Here is a 16,247-nt window from a genome sequence, read left to right on the forward strand (position 1 = left end):
ACGGTTCGAAGGGTTCTCGTTGGGCTGGTCAGTCGCTTAGGGCGGCCATCGACCCCGGCGTTCTTGTGACATGCGCCACACGCGTACCTTCATTTCGAAGGGAGGGGTCTAGACCCCTTCGGCGTGATCAATCGCGGGCGCTTGTGAACAAGTGAAAGGGGCGGCTCCTGAGGGCCGCCCCTTCCTGGTGCGCCCGGGGTCGTTGCAGCGACTTCCCAGGTCATTCAGGTGTATCCACGCTCGGACTGGTACGCCGAACTCATAGCTCCGGCACACCCCCGCAGGGCGAGGGGCGACAGGCCTACACCTGGGAGTTTGTGTGTGGCGCCGTTGTACGTACAGCCGCGGCTCGTCACTCGTATGACGCCGTAAGGGCGCGGACAATCCTTATCAAGCCAATCAACCCTCCCCCACCCCTCTGACCTGGGCTGACATCGCTCTCCGGCATTTTTGTCACGGCAGGACGGGCGCGAGTTGTTCAGGTAGCAATATCTGCGCAGTAATCAAAAACCGGGCCCGTTACATCCCTTTCGGGATATTTCTAAACGGAACTCGATATTCCTTTGCCTATTACTTGCCGGTACGCAAAACGGGTGTGATGCGGCGACCGATCCGATCTCCGGTTTAATCGAACGCGGCGGTGCTCGATTGCAGTCGGCACCGCTCGGACTGGTGAGACGGGAGGCTTTCGGGCCGCACGTCACGGCGCTCGCTTCTCCTCGGAGGAGCGAGCGCGCCGACTTATATGGATCTTGTCGACGGCTCGCCGCCGACAGGCCGAAACGGGAGCGAGAATGCCTCCGAAAAGCAATGACGCCGGGCGGTCCACACCGTCCTGGCGGTCCATTTCGATGATCTTGGTGGTGCTGGGCGGAATCTGCGGGGTGATCTGCCTGCTGGTCGCGCTGGGCCTGCCCGTGGGTGCGGCGATCGGCGCGGTGGGCGGTCTCGTGGCCGCCGCGGTCGCGGTGGTGCACCCGCCGCAGCGTCCCCAGGACCCCCCGCGCGTGCGGCGCCCGCCCGCGGGCGACCGGATATCCGCCGGCCCGGACGAGGGAGGGCGGCATGGGGCGGCCTGAGGCCCCGATCTCCCCGAGCGCACCCCCGCCGCTGCGCCGTTTCGCGGAGGGCCTGCGGGCGCTGCGCCGGGAGGCAGGTCTGAACTACCGGGCCATGGGCCAGGCCGCCGGGGTCTCCTCGACGGCGCTGTCGCAGGCGGCCTCGGGACACCGGCTGCCGACCGAAGCGGTCGTCACCGCCTACGTCTCCGCCTGCGACGGGAACACCCGGGAGTGGCTCCAGCAGCGACGCGCGGTGGAACTCCGGCTCCAGGAAGCCGCGTCGCCGGTGCCGCCGCCGGTGAGCGCCCCGCCGTCCGCACCCGTGGTCCGGGAGGGAGGAGCGGCGCTGCGGCGCTCGCGCAGGACGTGGGAGCGGAATCTGTCCACGGCGGGAGAGCGGGCCAGGTCCGTGCGGCACCGGACATGGTGCCGCACGCTCGCGGGGGCCCTGCGCGACGTCGGCTACGAGCGCGCCGGCGGTTCGGCGCTGGCGAGCGGTCAGGTCCTCAGCGGCCTGACCATGGTCGGCGAGCCGTTCGTGTCCCGGCAGTTGCTGGCCCTGAACGTCCCGCTGACCGTGTGCGAGGGCCTGTGCGCGGAACTCGGCGCGGTCCTGGCGGACCTGGCGGGCGCGCGGGGGGCCGCGGGCCCCGCCGAACTGGCCGGCAAACCGGACGAGGGGCGCGAGGAACCGTTTCTGTACGAGGCCGTCGCCGTGGCCCATGTGGGCCGCCGGCCCGAGCTGGAACTCGTGGCACTGCCCGGGGAGTTCATAAGGGAGCTGCGCCGTGCGCTCACCGTCTCCGGCAAATCGTTCCGCCAGCTCAGCAAGGCGTCCCACATACCGTCGAGCACGATCAGCGATCTGATCCGCCCGACCAAGAGCCTGAGCGGCGATGTCCGTCTGCCGTCCTTGGATCTGGTGACCCGGCTGCTGAAGGCCTGCGGTGTGACGCCGCTGGAAATGACCTACTACGAACAGGCGTTGCGGCGGGTCCAGAAGGTCGAGATCGAACTCAGTGACCGTCAGGGCCGGCCGCCGGCGCCGAAGGCACCGGCGATCTCGCGGGCCAGGTTCGGTGGGCGGTTCTTCTCGCAGCGGGCGGGCCTGCTGATGCTCGGGTTGTCGACACTCGGCCTCGTGTCGTCCCTCTACATGCTGGTCCGGACGAAGTAGGCGGACGGGCGGTACGCAGGCCCGGGGTGAGGCTGCCCCGGGCCTGCGTGCCGCCCGCTCCCTTGGCCAGGGCAGTGCGGCCTCACACCGTGACGGTCTTGTACTCGGTGTACGTGCCGAGCCCGACCGCGCCGTACTCGCGGCCGATGCCGCTGGCCTTGAAGCCGCCGAACGGGCCGTCGAAGCCGACGGAGGCGCCGTTGACGGTCACGGTGCCGGTGCGCAGGCGGCGGGCGAGCGCGAGGGCGCGTTCCTCGTCGGTGGACCAGACCCCGCCGGACAGGCCGTACTCGGAGTCGTTGGCGATCCGGACGGCGTCGTCCTCGTCCTCGTAGGCGATGACGACCAGGACCGGGCCGAAGATCTCCTCCTGCGCGATCCGCATGGAGTTGTCGACGTCGGCGAAGACGGTGGGCGTCACGTAGTTGCCCTGCTCCAGTCCCTCGGGGACGTCCGGACCGCCGACGACCAGGCGGGCGCCCTCCTCGATGCCGAGCGCGATGTAGTCGCGTACCCGCTGCTGCTGGTCGGGGCGGATCATCGGGCCGATGAAGGTGTCGGGGTCGGCCGGGTCGCCGACCCGCAGCGAGCCGACCAGTTCCTTCAGGGCGGCCACGACCTCCTCGTACCGCTCGCGCGGGGCCAGGACGCGGGTCTGCGCGATGCAGGACTCGCCGTTGTTGAGCAGGGAGGCGTACTTCAGGCCCGCGACGGCCTGGTCGATGTCGGCGTCGGGGAGGATGACGGCCGCCGACTTGCCGCCCAGTTCCAGGCTGACCCGCTTGAGCTGCTCGCCGGCGATCGAGGCGATCCGGCGGCCGGCCCGCGTCGAACCGGTGAAGGCGATCTTGTCGACGTCCGGGTGCGACACCAGGTACTCGCTGGTCTCCCGGTCCGCGGGCAGCACGCTGACGACGCCCTCGGGCAGTCCCGCCCGCTCCAGGAGTCCGGCCAGGAAACCCATGCTCAGCGAGTTCTCCGGCGAGACCTTCAGGACCACGGAGTTGCCCGCGAGCAGGGCGGGGAGGAGCTTCGACGTGGCGGAGGAGAAGGGCGAGTTCCACGGGATCACCGCGGCGACGACGCCGATCGCCTCGCGGCGCACCACGCTGCGCACCGGGGACGACGGGTCCGAGGGAGCGAGCGTCTCCTCCCAGCCGAACTCCTCGGCCGCCTTGAGGTAGGCGTTCGCCTGCCGGGTCAGGCCGGGCTGTCCGGCCCGGGTGAACCAGCCCGCCGAGCCGTTCTCCTGCGAGATCAGCCGGGCGGCCCGCTCCGCGTTCTCCTCGCGCAGCGCGTTGAACCGGCGCAGCAGCGCGATCCGCTCGGCCGGCGGGGTCAGCCGCCACTCCCCCTTCTCGAACGAGGCACGGGCCGCGGCCACCGCGCGGTCGATGTCCGCCGGGCGCGCCTGGACCGCGCGGCCGATCAGCGATCGGTCGTGCGGCGAGACGAGGTCGAGCGGTGCGGGGTCGCTCGGCTCCACCCAGGAGCCGCCGATGAAGAGCCGGTCGTAGGTGAGCACGTGCCTTCTCCTTACTGTTCTGATCTGTCCCTGTTAAGTGTCACGCCACTGTAGCACTTAATCGCTCGGGCGCGCCGATATGTTTCTGTCTCCTCCGGCCGAATAACTAGTTAGAGGGGTGACAAGGGCGGTGAGGGTGTGTCTCAATGGTCATCGCGCACACACGAGAGGATCCGACATGATCAACAGGCGTACCTTCGGCAAGGCCGTCGGCCTGGGCGGCGCCGCGGCCGCGGCCTCACTGTCCGGCCTGCCGGGTTCCGCGTCCGCCGACACTTCCGGCGCCCACACCGGCTTCGCGCGGCTCAAGCACGTGCGGGCAGGTGTCCTGAACATCGGTTACGCCGAGGCCGGCCCGGCTCATGGCCCGGTCGTGCTGCTGCTGCACGGCTGGCCGTACGACATCCACAGCTACGTCGACGTCGCCCCGCTCCTGGCCGATCAGGGGTACCGGGTGCTCGTCCCTTATCTGCGCGGCCACGGCAGCACCACGTTCCTGTCCCGCCGCACTCCGCGTACGGCCGAGCAGTCCGCCGTCGCGCTCGACATCATCGCGTTCATGGACGCCCTGAAGATCCCCGAAGCGCTCCTCGCCGGCTTCGACTGGGGCTCACGCACCGCGGATGTGATCGCCGCCCTGTGGCCGGAGCGGGTCACCTCTCTGGTCTCCACCAGCGGTTATCTGATCACCGACGTCACGGCGCAGGCCGAGCCGGCCGCGGCGGCCGTGGAGCACAACTGGTGGTACCAGTGGTACTTCGCGAGCGAGCGCGGCAAGCGGGCCATGGAGAACGAGGAGGACCGCATCGCGCTGTGCCGGTACGTGTGGACGCTGACCTCACCGAACTGGCACTTCTCCGACGCCGTCTTCGCGCGCACCGCGGAGGCCTTCAAGAACCCCGACTACGCCGCGATCGTGCTCTTCAACTACCGCTGGCGCATCGGTCTCGTCGAGGGCGAGCCGCGCTACGACCGGTACGAGAAGCGGCTGTGGGCGCAGCCCTCCATCGGCGTGCCGACGGTCACGCTGGACGCGGCGCTCGATCCGTTCACGCCGCCCGGCGACGGTTCCGGGTACCGCGGCCACTTCACCGGGCCCTACCTGCACCGCACGATCGCGGACGTCGGGCACAACCTGCCGCAGGAGGCGCCGGCCGCCTTCGCCCGCGCCGTGGTCGACGCGGATCACCTTCGATGGTCCCGGCCGCGCAGGGCGTTCTGACCGCTCATGCCCCGCGGGCCGGTGCCCGCGGGGTGATGGGTGCGGGCCGGCTCAGGGTGCGGCGGTCGGCTTCGCCGTCCCGGTGGCGCGGCGGTACTCCTCGTTGATGCGCTGTGCCTCTTCGAGCTGGTCCTCAAGGATGACGATCCGGCAGGCGGCCTCAATGGGGGTGCCCTGGTCGACGAGTTCGCGGGCGCGGGCGGCGATGCGCAGCTGGTAGCGGGAGAAGCGGCGGTGCCCGCCCGGGGAGCGCAGCGGCGTGATGAGGCGGGCCTCGCCGATGGCCCGCAGGAAGCCCTGGGTGGTGCCGAGCACTTCGGCGGCCCGGCCCATCGTGTAGGCGGGATAGTCGTCGTCGTCGAGACGGCCGTAGGAGTCGTCCGCTGTCATCGCACCTCTCTGTGGAACGCGTGGAGGGGCCCTGGCGCCATTGGCGCCAGGGCCCCGAAGGAACTAGCTACACCATCTGCCGGCCCTGGTACTGCGCCGGCTTGCCGTTACCGCTGTTCCCGGCCTGACTGCTGTCGGGTATGCGGCTGCTGGGATCGCGTCTTGCCTGACCGGAGACCACCTCACTATCGATGTCCTGCGGTACCCGGGCTCAGCAGTTCCGCCCGGGCGATCCTGATGGCGCCGCTCCTCCGTTCTTTCCCTCGGTGAATCTCTGTCAACTGCTGGTGGCGGCCCCTGATCACTGCGGGCCACCCGGTCCGGTCGTCAGTCCCGTCGCCGTCCTGCGAACACCTGGCTTCGGAACTCCACCACCGCACCGTCCTGCACCTGCTGGTACTGCACTTGCTGATACTGCGTTTCCGACGGCGGGCAGTCCGTGTCTGCCGCGCCTTGTTGATCTCGGCTACAAGAGAAACCATAGTCACCCGGCATCGCAATGTCTACCGTGACCGCCATAGATTTTCGCGTGTTCGACAGCGAGGTAATCGGCCTCGAACAGCCTCCGCCGCCGGTGGACGTCCCGTCCGCGAACAGCGCGTTCACACCGGCCAGGTCGCCGGTGTCGACCGACTCCGCGTACGCGGCGATGAGACGGGTGTTGGCGGTGGTGTCCGCGAGGGTGCTCATGGCGTCAGCGGTCCGTTTCCGGGTGGGGGCCGAGGTGCGTGGCGCAGAAGTCGGTGAGCTTGTCGACGGCGCGGTCGACGTGCTCCTTCTTGTCGTACAGGTCGACGTGGTCGGCGCCCTCGATCCAGTGCAGCTCCTTGGGGCCGGTGGCCCGCTGGTGGACGTCGACGGCCATCCAGGAGGTGACGGCGCGGGCGCCGACGATCTGGAGCAGAGGGCGCGGCGCGAGCAGCGGCACCGCGTGGAAGGCGTCGAAGGAGGCGAGCCTGTCGACGCTCTCCCAGGCGAGGAACTTCGCCGACCGCTCGTGCGCGCCGCGCGGGGTGCAGTAGTACTCGAAGCCCTGCACACCGTGCTCGCCGCCGAGTGCGCCGGCCTGTTCGGCGGTCTCGGGGAACATCGTCAGCACGCCGGGGTGCTCGCCGCGGGCCGCGGTGGTGCGGGCCCGCGCCGCGGCGTCGAGCAGGCGCTGGAAGACGGCCGGGTCCTGGGTGCCGTCGGCGCCGAGCCGGAACTGGCGGGCGACGTCCACCCCGCTGACCGTGGCGACGGCCCGCACGCGGTGGTCGCCGCCGGCGGCGGCGAGCGCGTAGCCGCCGGAGGCGCAGATGCCCAGCAGGCCGATGCGGCCGGCGTCGACCTCGTCCCGGGTGGTGAGGTGGGAGACGGCGGCCTTGAAGTCCTCGACCCGCTGGGCGGGGTCTTCCAGGCCGCGTGGCAGGCCCCCGGACTCGCCCTGGTAGGCGGCGTCGAACGCCAGGGTGACGAAGCCGCGCTCGGCCATCCGCCGCGCGTAGGCGCCGGCGGTCTGCTCCTTCACGCCGGTGCCGGGGTGGCCGACCACGAGCGCCGGGCGCGGGCCCGCCGCCGGGGCGCCGGGGGTGTAGAGGTGTGCGGCGATGCGGATGCCGGCGCTGTCGAAGGTGACAGTGGTCCGGGACATGTGGGTCCCCCTGGAGGGTGTGAGTGGGTTTCTCCGGTGGCCGGGGTGGTCTCTCCGTACGGTCGTCGCGGCCGCGGCCGCGGCCGGGGCCGGGACCGGGGTGGGGACAGGAGCCCCTCACACGCGTCCCGGACCCGGGCGGCATCGTCCGTCCTACAGGCCCAGATCGAGAGCCAGGCAGGAGAAGTACTGCCACTGCCCCTCGGGGTTGTACGCGCCGGCGGACCGGCCCGGTCCGGTGTGCACACCCTGAGTCGTGTCCTCGGTGCGGATGCGCTCCGGGAGCTGCCCGAAACGTGCGTGCCGGGCCGCAGCTGCGGTGTCGATGGCGGTGGCTTCCTGATCCATGGCCGTCCTCCACTTCGTGGACCGTGTCCGTCTGCCTCCCGGACAGCCCTCAGTCTCCCCCGCTCACACGTAACCAGTCAAGGCGGTGATGCGAGAGAAGGGGAGGGGAAGGGGAGGAGGAGAGCAGCGCGGCCGTGCAGGACTCAGCCCTGCAGGGTGACCTCCTTCTTCTGCAGCGCGTGGAAGTACGGCAGCGGCAGGCCGAGCAGTTGCGTGCGCAGCTCCATCACGGTCGCCTCGATCTCCGCGGTGCCCGGCTTCACGGCGCCCTGGGTGACCTCGCCGGTGTTCTGCCAGCGGTGCTCGGCCCCGTCGCAGTCGGCCAGGGTCCCGCCGACGCCGTACCGGGTGTTCGCGGAGCCCTGTCGCACGGACGAGGAGACGAAGGTGCGGCCGGGACTGCCGGTGCAGCGGTAGGTGCCGGACAGAGTCACGGTCTGCCCGGTGACGCGGCCGACGGGGTCGACGGTGACGTACTCGCCCGGGGCGGCGGAGGCGGACGGGACGGCGAGCAGGAACGAGAGGCCGAGGGCGGCGCCGAGGCCGGGGCCGAGAGCGGTGCGGAACCACGTGGACATGGGGTCCTCCTTGGTTGGGGAGTCCCTTCCTAGGGGCCGCGGCGGGTCCGGGGGGCGACCGTCATCCCTTCGGCGGCGAGTTGCTGCCGCCCCCTGGGCGAGGCGGCGGGGTCCGGGGGCGGTGCGGCGGCCTGCCGCCGCGCTCCATGGCTCGAGGGGCAGTGGTGGATCGAGCGATTTTTACCTGACGAGTCTGTTGTCAACGGCCTGTGGGGCTGGTGTGTGCACACGTCGTCGGGGTAAAACGGTGCAGGGCCCACCCGTGTTCGTGGGTGGCGCCTTCGGCATCCCAGCCCGGCACCTGGCCGGGCGTCAGTCAAAGGACAGCAGTATGGCCAGCGGTACCGTGAAGTGGTTCAACTCCGAAAAGGGCTTCGGCTTCATCGAGCAGAGCGGTGGCGGACCCGACGTGTTCGCCCACTACAGCAACATCGCCGGTAACGGCTACCGCGAGCTCGTCGAGGGCGAGACGGTCACCTTCGACATCACCCAGGGCCAGAAGGGCCCCCAGGCCGAGAACATCGTCCGGGGCTGAACCACCCCCCGGCACTGACACAGGCCCACGAGGGCGGACCCGACCGGCACCCCCGGCCGGGCCCGCCCTCCGCCGTTCCCCCACCCCACGCCCGGAGGAGCTCGGATGCACGCGCTCGCGGACTCGATCGAATCGATGGAGCAACTCGCCGTGGTCTGGCGGGCCATGGTGCTGGACCGCGATCCGGACGCCGACGTCCGCGACCTGCCGGGCATCGCCGTGCGGTGGGCCGACTCCCGCTTCCCGTTCTGGAACTGCCTGACGCTGACCGAGGTGCGTGCGGACACCGCCCTCGTGGGCCGACGCCTCAGCGAGGCCGCCGCGATCATGCGGTCGAAGCGGCGGCCCGGCTTCCTGTGGGTCTTCGACGACCTGCTCCGGGACGACGCCGCCGCGGCGCTCGACGCGGCGGCCGGCCGGGCCGGGCTCGTCCACGCCTTTCCCGGCACGGGGATGGCGGGCGACTTCCTGCCGCTCCCCGAACCCTCCCACCCCGAGCTGACGTTCGTCCGGGTGACGACCGACGCGCAGCTGCTGGCCTACGCCGATCTGAACGCGCGTGCCTACGGCTTCCCGGTGCAGGACGCCCGCGACGGCCTCGCCGGGTCCACCCTGTGGCGGACCGGCGTGCACGCCTATCTGGGGCTGCGGGACGGGGCGCCGGTGACGTGCGCCGCCACCGTCGAGGCCGACGGGCGCCTGTTCGTCGCGCTGGTCGCCACCGATCCGGCCTGGGAGCGGCGCGGGTACGGCGAGGCGGTCACCCGCAAGGCGCTGTACGAGGGGGCGCGGGCCACCGGGCTGACCCGGGCGACCCTGCACGCCACGGTCGCCGGGGCGCCGGTCTATCCGCGCATCGGCTTCGAGCCGAACTCGCCGATGCGTTTCTACGCGCTCACGGACTGAACCGGCCGCCCTGCCCCGCTGCCGGGGTTCAGCGCAGGCCGTGGACCTCCAGGACCGCGGAGACGAACGCGTCGGGGCGCTCCTGCGGCAGGTTGTGGCCCGCGCCGGGGACGACGTGGTGGCGCCAGGCTCCGGTGTAGTGCGCCGCGTAGGAGCCGCCGTCGGTCCAGGGCGTCACGCCGTCGGCCTTGCCGTCCAGCGTGACGGTGGGCGCGGCGACGGCGGGCTGGGCGAGGAGGCGGTGCTCCAGTGGGGCGTAGCGGGGCGCGCCGGGCGCCGCGCCGAGGCGGTGGCGGTAGCTGTGCAGCGTGACCGGGACGTGGTCGGGGTTGTGCCACACGTGCGCGGCCTCGGCGAACTCCGCCTCGGTGAACCGCCATGCGGGCGAGTTGTGCCGCCAGACGACGCGGCCGATGTCCTCCCGGCTCCGCTCCAGGCCCTTCGCGCCGCGCTCGGTGAGGAAGTAGAAGAAGTACCAGAAGCCCTGTTCGAGGGAGGGTGCCAGGGGCTCCTGGGCGCGGGCCAGATTCTGGATGAGGTAGCCGTTGACGGAGACCAGGCCCGCGCAGCGGTGGGGCCACAGAGCCGCGGCCACGTTGGCGGCGCGCCCGCCCCAGTCGTACCCGGCGTACAGGGCACGGCGGATGCCGAGCGCGTCCATGAAGTCGATCAGGTCGGCGCCGAGCGCGGCCTGCTGGCCGGAGCGGTGGGTCTCCGCGTGGCGAAACGTGGTCGTGCCGTGGCCGCGCAGGTAGGGGATGTAGCAGCGGAACCCCTGGGCGGCGAGCGGCGGCGCCACCCGCGCGTAGGAGCCGACCGGGCTGAACGGCCAGCCGTGCAGCAGGATCACCGGCGTTCCGTCGACTGGGCCGAGGGCGTGATAGGCGATGTCGAGGACGTCGGTACGCACGTGTCGCACCGGTCCGAGCCCCTGGTGTGACCGTTCCTGGGGGTGGTCGGGTGTGTCCACCTTGGCGGGTGTCTGGGTCCGGCCCGCTTCCGCCGTGCCGATCGCGCCTGCCACCGCCCGGGAGACCCTGCCTCTGCTGATCACGTGGTTCCTTTCGTCGCCGCGGGGACGGGGCGGCCGCGCGCCGTCGTGTGCCGCCTCCGTTACGTCACCACTCTGACAGGTTACTTGCACACCCACAAGGCTTCCGGCCGGGCGGTCACCGGCACCGGGCTCGTCTAGACTCCCGGCCATGAGGGCCGACGCCGCACGCAATCTCGAAGCCGTCCTGACCACCGGGGCGCGCATGCTCGCCGCCGATCCGGGTGCGAGCATCGCGAGTATCGCCGCGCAGGCGGGTGTGGACCGCAGGACCGTCTACCGGCGGTTCGCCACCCGCGAGGAGCTGCTCGCGGCGATCTATGTGTCGCGGCTCGAGGCCATCGAGCGGGCCATCGCCGACGCCCGCCTGCGCGAGGCGCCCGTCCCCGTGGCCCTGCACCGGTACGTGGAGAACATCATCGGGGTGAACCGCACCTGGCCGGTCGACCTCGCGCGCATGCTCGCCGACGACGCGGTGCGCGAGCGGCGGGACGCCTCGGTCCGGGAGGTCGACGCGTTCGTGCGGCGGGCGGTCGACGAGGGCATCTTCCGGGCCGGGGTGCCCGACGGCTGGGCGCAGGCGCTCCTGCCGGAGCTGATGCACCTGGTGGTCCGGCGGATGCCGGGGCTCTCCGACGGGCAGGCGGCGGACCTCGTCGTCGACACCGTCCTGACCGGGCTCGGCGCCGCGTGACGGGCCCGGAGCCGGTGCGGCAGGGACAACCCACCGGGTATGGACGGCCCGTGCGGGTATGAACACCTCGGCGCACACCTGACCGCTTCCGCTCTCCTCCTCACGGGCTCCCGGCGTGGGTACCATGCCGAGGGTCCACCATTACTAGGGAGTGACCGGTTGTGACCAGCCAATCAGCCGCCACGCTCCGATCGCGGTACGCAGAGCAGGCCGCGTCGGATCTGGAGGAGAACCGCCGCCGACAGCAGGAACTCCACGAGAAGCTGCGGATGTTGCAGCAGGAGGAGACTCTCCTGGCGGACATCATGAAGCTCGCCGAGCGCGCCGGTGCCCCCGCGGACCCCGCCCCGCTGCCCGGGCAGGCGCAGAGCGCGCCCGCGCCTGCCGGCAAGGCGTCCCGGCAGCGGTCCGCCGCCCCGAAGGCGAAGACCGCCGGTGGTGCGGCCGGGCGGCAGCCGCTGCTCGGCGCGCTGCTGATGGAGCTGCTCGCGCGGCACGACGGGCCGCGTCCGGCGAAGGAGTTGCGCGCGGAGCTGATGCGCGAGCACCCGGACCGCGAGCCGACCCCGCAGGTCGTGCGGAACACCCTGGAGTCGCTGGTCGCCAAGGGAAAGATCCGGCGCCACAAGCAGGACCGGTCGGTGATGTACACCCTCGTGGCGGGCGCGTAGCCGGGCCGGGCCACGGGCTCGCCGGTCGACGCCGGTCCCGTCCACGTCAGTTGCGGTACGCCCCGGCCCTTCTCTTTCGTGTCGTCATCGGGGCCGCCCGGGACACACACGTCCGGCACCGGCCCCGCACAGGTGTCGCCGTCAGTGGCTGGTCGCGGGTGCCGCCTGCGACGGGGTGAGTGTGTCCGCGGCGGCGGGGGCCTGCGCGGGCCTGGACCTCGCCAGCCACAGGCCGGTGAAGACCGCGGTGGCCAGGGTGACGGCGCCGGCGGCGAGGAAGGCGCTGTTGAGGCCGGTCTCGAAGGAGGCGCCGCCGGACTGGCGGGTGCGCACGACCGCTCCGAGCAGGGCCACGCCGAGGACCGCGCCGATCTGCCGGGTGGTGGCGCTGATGCCCGAGGCGAGGCCGCCCTCCTGGGGGCTGACCGCCTGGATGGCGGCCCCCGTCAGGGGGGACAGGGCCAGGGCGAAGCCGGCGCCGGCGAGGGCCAGGCGCCACCACACGTTCCCGTAGCCGGTGTCGGCGTGCACCGTGCCGAGCGCGAGGAGACCGAGGCCGGCCAGGGCCAGGCCGGTGGTGACCACGGAGCGGAAGCCGTACCGGGCGGCGAGCCGGCCCGCGTACGGGCTGACGACCACCATGGCGAGGGAGAGCGGCAGGGTCTGCAGGCCGGCCCGGAGGATCGAGCTGCCCTGGACGTAGACGAAGAACTGGGAGAAGAAGAACGACGAGCCCATGAGCGCGAACCCCACCACGGTCATGGCGGTGTTGGACACGGTGAACAGGCGCTGCCGGAACAGCCGCAGCGGCAGCATCGGGGCGCGGCGGCGCGCCTCGACCGCGAGGAAGGCGGCGAGGAGGAGCACCGCGGCGGCGAAGCCGCTCAGGATCAGCGGTGACGTCCAGCCGCGGGCGCCGCCCTCGATCAGCGCGTAGGTGAGCACTCCCACGCCGAGAACGGAGAGCACGGTTCCGGGGACGTCGATCGCGGGGGCGTTCGGGTTGCGGGATTCGCCGAGGCGGCCCAGGCCGACCAGCAGGAGGAGCGCGCCGATGGGCAGGTTGACCAGGAAGATGGCGGGCCAGCCGTAGGCGTCCGTCAGGACGCCGCCGGCCACGGGGCCCGCGGCCAGGCCGATTCCGCTGAGTCCGGCCCACAGGCCGATCGCCTTGACGCGTTCCTGCGGCACCGGGTAGGCGGCGGCGAGCAGGGCGAGCGAGGCGGGGCTCAGGGCCGCGGCGCCGATGCCCTGCAGGACCCGGCCGGCGATCAGCCAGCCGAGGGAGGGGGCGAGGGCGCACAGCAGCGACGCGGCGGTGAAGACGGCGACGCCGGTCAGGTACACCCGCTTGCGGCCGAACCGGTCGGCGAAGACGCCGCCGGACAGCAGCAGCATGGCGACCAGCAGGACGTACGCGTCGACGATCCACTGCAGGCCGGTCAGCTCGGTGTGCAGCCGGTGCTGCATGTCGGGGAGCGCCGCTCCGACGATCGTGTTGTCGAGCAGGACCATGAACTGGCCCAGGCAGGTCACCGCGAGCAGCACGCCCCGGTTCTGTCGACTGCCTGCGCCCGCGGGCGATGCTGCCATGGGGGTTCCTCTCAAGGGTTGTGGTGCCTCTCCACGGCTGACGTGATCAGCCTTCGGATCCGCTAAAGCAGTCAAGGGCTGCGTTAGTCGACTATAGAGAGGTCCGACCCCTTAACGCAAGTCTCGACTGCGTTAAGGTGGTGGGTATGAATGAGCAACAGCGAGCCCGGCGGCCCGGCGGGCGCAGCGCCCGGGTCGGCGCGCAGGTGCACCAGGCCGTCACCGACCTGGTCAACGAGCGCGGCTACGGCACCTTCACCGTCGGCGAGGTCGCGGCCCGCGCGGGGGTGGCCGACAGCAGCGTCTACCGCCGGTGGGGCAGCCTGGAGGCCCTGCTCACCGACGTGGCGCTCACGCGTCTCAACGCGCAGTCGCCGATGCCCGACACCGGGAGCCTCGCCGGGGACCTGCGCACGTACGCGGCCACCGTGGCCCGCGAGATCACCGGGCCCGACGGGCTCGCGGTGGTGCGGCTGGCCGTCGCCCTGTCGAGCAACGGTCCGCAGGGCCTGCGGGCGCGGGACGACCTTCTCGCCGAACGGACGCGGCAGCTCCAGGCCATGCTCGACCGCGCCCGGGCACGGGGTGAGGAGCCGCCCGACGCGTTCGGCGTGCTGGACCACATCATGGCGCCGATGTACATCCGCGTCCTGTTCGGTATGGAGCTCACCCCGGAGTACGTCGACGGGCTGGTCGACCGGTTGCTGTGACCGCGATCCGGCGCGTCCGCCGGGTGCGCCCGCGGCGACGGCACGGGCGCACCCGGGCATCAGACGGGCTGGACGGTCAGGGTGCACAGGCGTTTGGTGGCCCGGGTCAGGGCTACGTACAGGTCCCTCTCCCCGCCGGGGCGGGCCGCGATGATCTCCTCGGGGTTCAGGACGACGACCCCGTCGAATTCCAGGCCGCGGGCCTCGGACGCCGGCACGATGCGTGCCTGGTCGGCGAGGCCCCGGGCCGTCAGTTCGTTCACCCGGGTGTCCGCGCAGACCACTCCCAGCAGCTCGCCGGGGTGTGCGCTGCTCTGGGCGCGCAGTTCCCGGGCGACGGCGGCGACCGAACCGTCCGGGGGCGTGGTCACGGTGCGGGGGCTTTCACCGCTGCGCAGCGAGCGGGTGGGTTTCTGGTCCGGGGCGATCCGCGAGAGCAGGTCCCGGACGCTCTCCAGGATCTCCTGCGTGGTGCGGTAGCTGACGGTCAGGTCGTGCAGTTTGAACCGCGGTCCGACGTGCGGGCTCAGGGCTTCCTTCCAGTCGCGCGCCGTCGCGACCGGGCCCGCCTGGGCGAAGTCGCCCACCAGCGTCATCGACCGTGCCGGGCAGCGGCGGACGATCATCCGCCACTGCATGGCGGTCAGTTCCTGCGCCTCGTCGACGACGACGTGCCCGTACGTCCGCTCGGGCGGGCCGCCGACCAGACTCGCCGCCTCGTCCAGCAACGGCAGATCGGCGTCGGTCCACGGGGCGTCGGGGCCGCGCAGCAGCAGGGCCCGCTCCGGCGCGCTCAGGCGGGGCAGCCACTCGGCGAGGGCGTCGGCGTCCGTCAGGAGCGCCGCCACGAGGTCGCCGGGGGCCAGCCGCGGCCACAGCGCCTCCACCGCCGCGTCGACGCCGGCGTCGTCGAGGAGGTCGGCCCGGATGGCGTCCAGGTCCAGCTCGTGGGCCGGGCCCGCGTCGGCCGCACCCTCGGCACGGCGCTGGGCGACGCCGGTGAACCGGTCGAGGTTCAGGCCGGTCATCCGTTCGGTGTCGGCGTCGATCTGCTCCAGGAGGTCGCCCATGTCCCGTTGCATCGCGTCGGTGACGGCGTCGGCCAGGAGCTCCTTGAACACCTGGCGCGCGGGGTTGTGGCCCTGCACGGCCGCCAGCGCCGCGTCGCGGGCCGCGGCGACCTCCCCGGCGGGCAGGTGCACCCGTTCCTGGCCGACCCGGACGGTGAAGTCGCCGGCCGGGGCCTGGTGGCGGCGGAGCAGGCCCGCCAGGGCGTCGGCGAGGTCGACGCCGCCCTTGAGCCGTGCCGTGCCGATGGGGTCCGCCGCGTCCGTGGCGACCCCGGCCAGCTCCCGGCAGGTCGCGAGGTCGACGTCGTTCTCGCCGAGCGAGGGAAGGACCTGGGAGATGTAGTCGAGGAACCGGGCGTTCGGGCCCACCACCAGGACGCCCTCCTCGGCGGCGCGCGGGAACGCGTACAGGACGTAGGCCGCCCGGTGCAGGGCGACGACGGTCTTGCCGGTGCCGGGGCCGCCCTGCACCACGGTCACGCCGCGGTGGGCGGAGCGGACGATCTCGTCCTGCTCGGCCTGGAGCGTCGCGACGGCTGCCTGCATCGTGCCCGTACGCCGCGCCGACAGGGCCTCGGTCAACGGGCCGTCCCCCACGACGTCCTCGTCCGTCGGGGCGGTTCCGTCGAGGAGTTCGTCGCTCACCGAGACGACCGTGCGCTCCTCCAGGCGCAGGTGCCGGCGCCGCCGCAGGCCCATCGGGTGGACCGGGGTCGCCTCGTAGAAGGGCCGTGCCGCGTTCGCGCGCCAGTCCACGAGCAGCGGCAGGTCGTCCTCCTCCGTGTGCACTCCGATCCGGCCGATGCGCAGGGCGGTGCCGTCCGTCCAGTCGATACGCCCGAAGACGAGACCCTTCTCGGCGCCTTCCAGGCGGGCGATCTCCTTGGCCAGGCGCTCGGCGGCGATTTCTCTCTCGTATGCCTCACCCGCGCTGTCGGCCGGGGCCTTCAGCACATTCGCCCGGTGTACTCGCGCCTCGGAGATCCGCTCGCTGATCAGCTCGTACAACGAGGACACATAATCCTGCTCCGACGCAAGCGCACGCACAGCGGGATCATTCTTCTTCGACAACAGGGGCTCCTT

At 72.0% G+C, this 16,247-nt stretch carries 17 protein-coding genes; 8 read left to right on the forward strand and 9 right to left on the reverse strand.

Annotated elements, in window-relative coordinates:
* Nucleotides 1–863 precede the first annotated feature (863 nt).
* Nucleotides 864–1,079, forward strand: a complete 216-nt coding sequence (locus ABZY33_RS16000) for a hypothetical protein (RefSeq protein ID WP_356492169.1) — start codon at nucleotides 864–866, stop codon at nucleotides 1,077–1,079.
* Nucleotides 1,066–2,238 carry a helix-turn-helix transcriptional regulator gene (locus ABZY33_RS16005; RefSeq protein ID WP_356492170.1) on the forward strand — a complete coding sequence of 391 codons (1,173 nt, stop codon included), beginning with the start codon at nucleotides 1,066–1,068 and terminating at the stop codon, nucleotides 2,236–2,238. The genes ABZY33_RS16000 and ABZY33_RS16005 overlap by 14 nt, the downstream gene beginning before the upstream one ends.
* Before the next feature lie 82 nt (nucleotides 2,239–2,320).
* Here ABZY33_RS16005 and ABZY33_RS16010 read toward each other — a convergent pair whose 3' ends face one another.
* Complete coding sequence (locus ABZY33_RS16010; RefSeq protein ID WP_356492171.1) at nucleotides 2,321–3,763, reverse strand: aldehyde dehydrogenase; 1,443 nt, start codon at nucleotides 3,761–3,763, stop codon at nucleotides 2,321–2,323.
* Between the two features lie 178 nt (nucleotides 3,764–3,941).
* Here ABZY33_RS16010 and ABZY33_RS16015 point away from each other — a divergent pair, with 178 nt between their 5' ends.
* Nucleotides 3,942–4,985, forward strand: coding sequence for an alpha/beta hydrolase (locus ABZY33_RS16015; protein WP_356492172.1), 1,044 nt, complete (start codon nucleotides 3,942–3,944; stop codon nucleotides 4,983–4,985).
* 51 nt (nucleotides 4,986–5,036) lie between these two features.
* Here the strand turns inward: ABZY33_RS16015 and ABZY33_RS16020 are convergent, their stop codons facing one another.
* From ABZY33_RS16020 to ABZY33_RS16040, 5 genes are all read right to left on the reverse strand, one after another.
* A complete protein-coding gene (locus ABZY33_RS16020; protein ID WP_356492173.1) occupies nucleotides 5,037–5,375 on the reverse strand; it encodes a MerR family transcriptional regulator in 339 nt (112 codons plus the stop codon).
* 327 nt (nucleotides 5,376–5,702) lie between these two features.
* The gene (locus tag ABZY33_RS16025; protein ID WP_356492174.1) at nucleotides 5,703–6,065 is read right to left on the reverse strand and encodes a hypothetical protein; all 363 of its coding nucleotides are present in this window, start codon (nucleotides 6,063–6,065) and stop codon (nucleotides 5,703–5,705) included.
* Nucleotides 6,066–6,069: 4 nt separating this feature from the next.
* Nucleotides 6,070–7,008, reverse strand: a complete 939-nt coding sequence (locus tag ABZY33_RS16030; RefSeq protein WP_356492175.1) for an alpha/beta hydrolase — start codon at nucleotides 7,006–7,008, stop codon at nucleotides 6,070–6,072.
* A gap of 153 nt (nucleotides 7,009–7,161) precedes the next feature.
* On the reverse strand, nucleotides 7,162–7,356 hold the full coding sequence (locus ABZY33_RS16035) for a hypothetical protein (protein WP_356492176.1): 195 nt from the start codon (nucleotides 7,354–7,356) through the stop codon (nucleotides 7,162–7,164).
* Nucleotides 7,357–7,499: 143 nt separating this feature from the next.
* Nucleotides 7,500–7,934 carry a DUF6299 family protein gene (locus ABZY33_RS16040; protein WP_356492177.1) on the reverse strand — a complete coding sequence of 145 codons (435 nt, stop codon included), beginning with the start codon at nucleotides 7,932–7,934 and terminating at the stop codon, nucleotides 7,500–7,502.
* A gap of 331 nt (nucleotides 7,935–8,265) precedes the next feature.
* Between ABZY33_RS16040 and ABZY33_RS16045 the strand changes: the two genes are divergently transcribed.
* Nucleotides 8,266–8,469 (forward strand): cold-shock protein, encoded by a 204-nt coding sequence (locus ABZY33_RS16045; protein ID WP_324768226.1) that lies wholly within the window; start codon nucleotides 8,266–8,268, stop codon nucleotides 8,467–8,469.
* Between the two features lie 105 nt (nucleotides 8,470–8,574).
* On the forward strand, nucleotides 8,575–9,375 hold the full coding sequence (locus tag ABZY33_RS16050) for a GNAT family N-acetyltransferase (protein ID WP_356492178.1): 801 nt from the start codon (nucleotides 8,575–8,577) through the stop codon (nucleotides 9,373–9,375).
* Between the two features lie 28 nt (nucleotides 9,376–9,403).
* On the opposite strand, the gene ABZY33_RS16055 is transcribed toward ABZY33_RS16050, so the two are convergent.
* On the reverse strand, nucleotides 9,404–10,285 hold the full coding sequence (locus ABZY33_RS16055; RefSeq protein WP_356492179.1) for an alpha/beta hydrolase: 882 nt from the start codon (nucleotides 10,283–10,285) through the stop codon (nucleotides 9,404–9,406).
* A gap of 346 nt (nucleotides 10,286–10,631) precedes the next feature.
* Here ABZY33_RS16055 and ABZY33_RS16060 point away from each other — a divergent pair, with 346 nt between their 5' ends.
* Together ABZY33_RS16060 and ABZY33_RS16065 are read left to right on the forward strand one after the other, a co-directional pair.
* The gene (locus tag ABZY33_RS16060) at nucleotides 10,632–11,120 is read left to right on the forward strand and encodes a TetR/AcrR family transcriptional regulator (protein WP_356492213.1); all 489 of its coding nucleotides are present in this window, start codon (nucleotides 10,632–10,634) and stop codon (nucleotides 11,118–11,120) included.
* A gap of 161 nt (nucleotides 11,121–11,281) precedes the next feature.
* Nucleotides 11,282–11,791: a hypothetical protein gene (locus tag ABZY33_RS16065; protein WP_356492180.1), complete on the forward strand. Its 510-nt coding sequence runs from the start codon at nucleotides 11,282–11,284 to the stop codon at nucleotides 11,789–11,791.
* A gap of 141 nt (nucleotides 11,792–11,932) precedes the next feature.
* On the opposite strand, the gene ABZY33_RS16070 is transcribed toward ABZY33_RS16065, so the two are convergent.
* Nucleotides 11,933–13,384, reverse strand: a complete 1,452-nt coding sequence (locus ABZY33_RS16070) for an MFS transporter (RefSeq protein WP_356492181.1) — start codon at nucleotides 13,382–13,384, stop codon at nucleotides 11,933–11,935.
* A 146-nt stretch (nucleotides 13,385–13,530) separates the two neighbouring features.
* On the opposite strand from ABZY33_RS16070, the gene ABZY33_RS16075 reads away from it, so the two are divergent.
* Nucleotides 13,531–14,094 (forward strand): TetR/AcrR family transcriptional regulator, encoded by a 564-nt coding sequence (locus ABZY33_RS16075; RefSeq protein ID WP_356492182.1) that lies wholly within the window; start codon nucleotides 13,531–13,533, stop codon nucleotides 14,092–14,094.
* 59 nt (nucleotides 14,095–14,153) lie between these two features.
* Here ABZY33_RS16075 and ABZY33_RS16080 read toward each other — a convergent pair whose 3' ends face one another.
* Nucleotides 14,154–16,181 carry an ATP-dependent DNA helicase gene (locus ABZY33_RS16080; RefSeq protein ID WP_356492183.1) on the reverse strand — a complete coding sequence of 676 codons (2,028 nt, stop codon included), beginning with the start codon at nucleotides 16,179–16,181 and terminating at the stop codon, nucleotides 14,154–14,156.
* Nucleotides 16,182–16,247: the final 66 nt, after the last annotated feature.

Source organism: Streptomyces sp. NPDC006552 (assembly GCF_040611655.1).
In the GTDB taxonomy this organism is placed as follows: Bacteria; Actinomycetota; Actinomycetes; order Streptomycetales; family Streptomycetaceae; genus Streptomyces.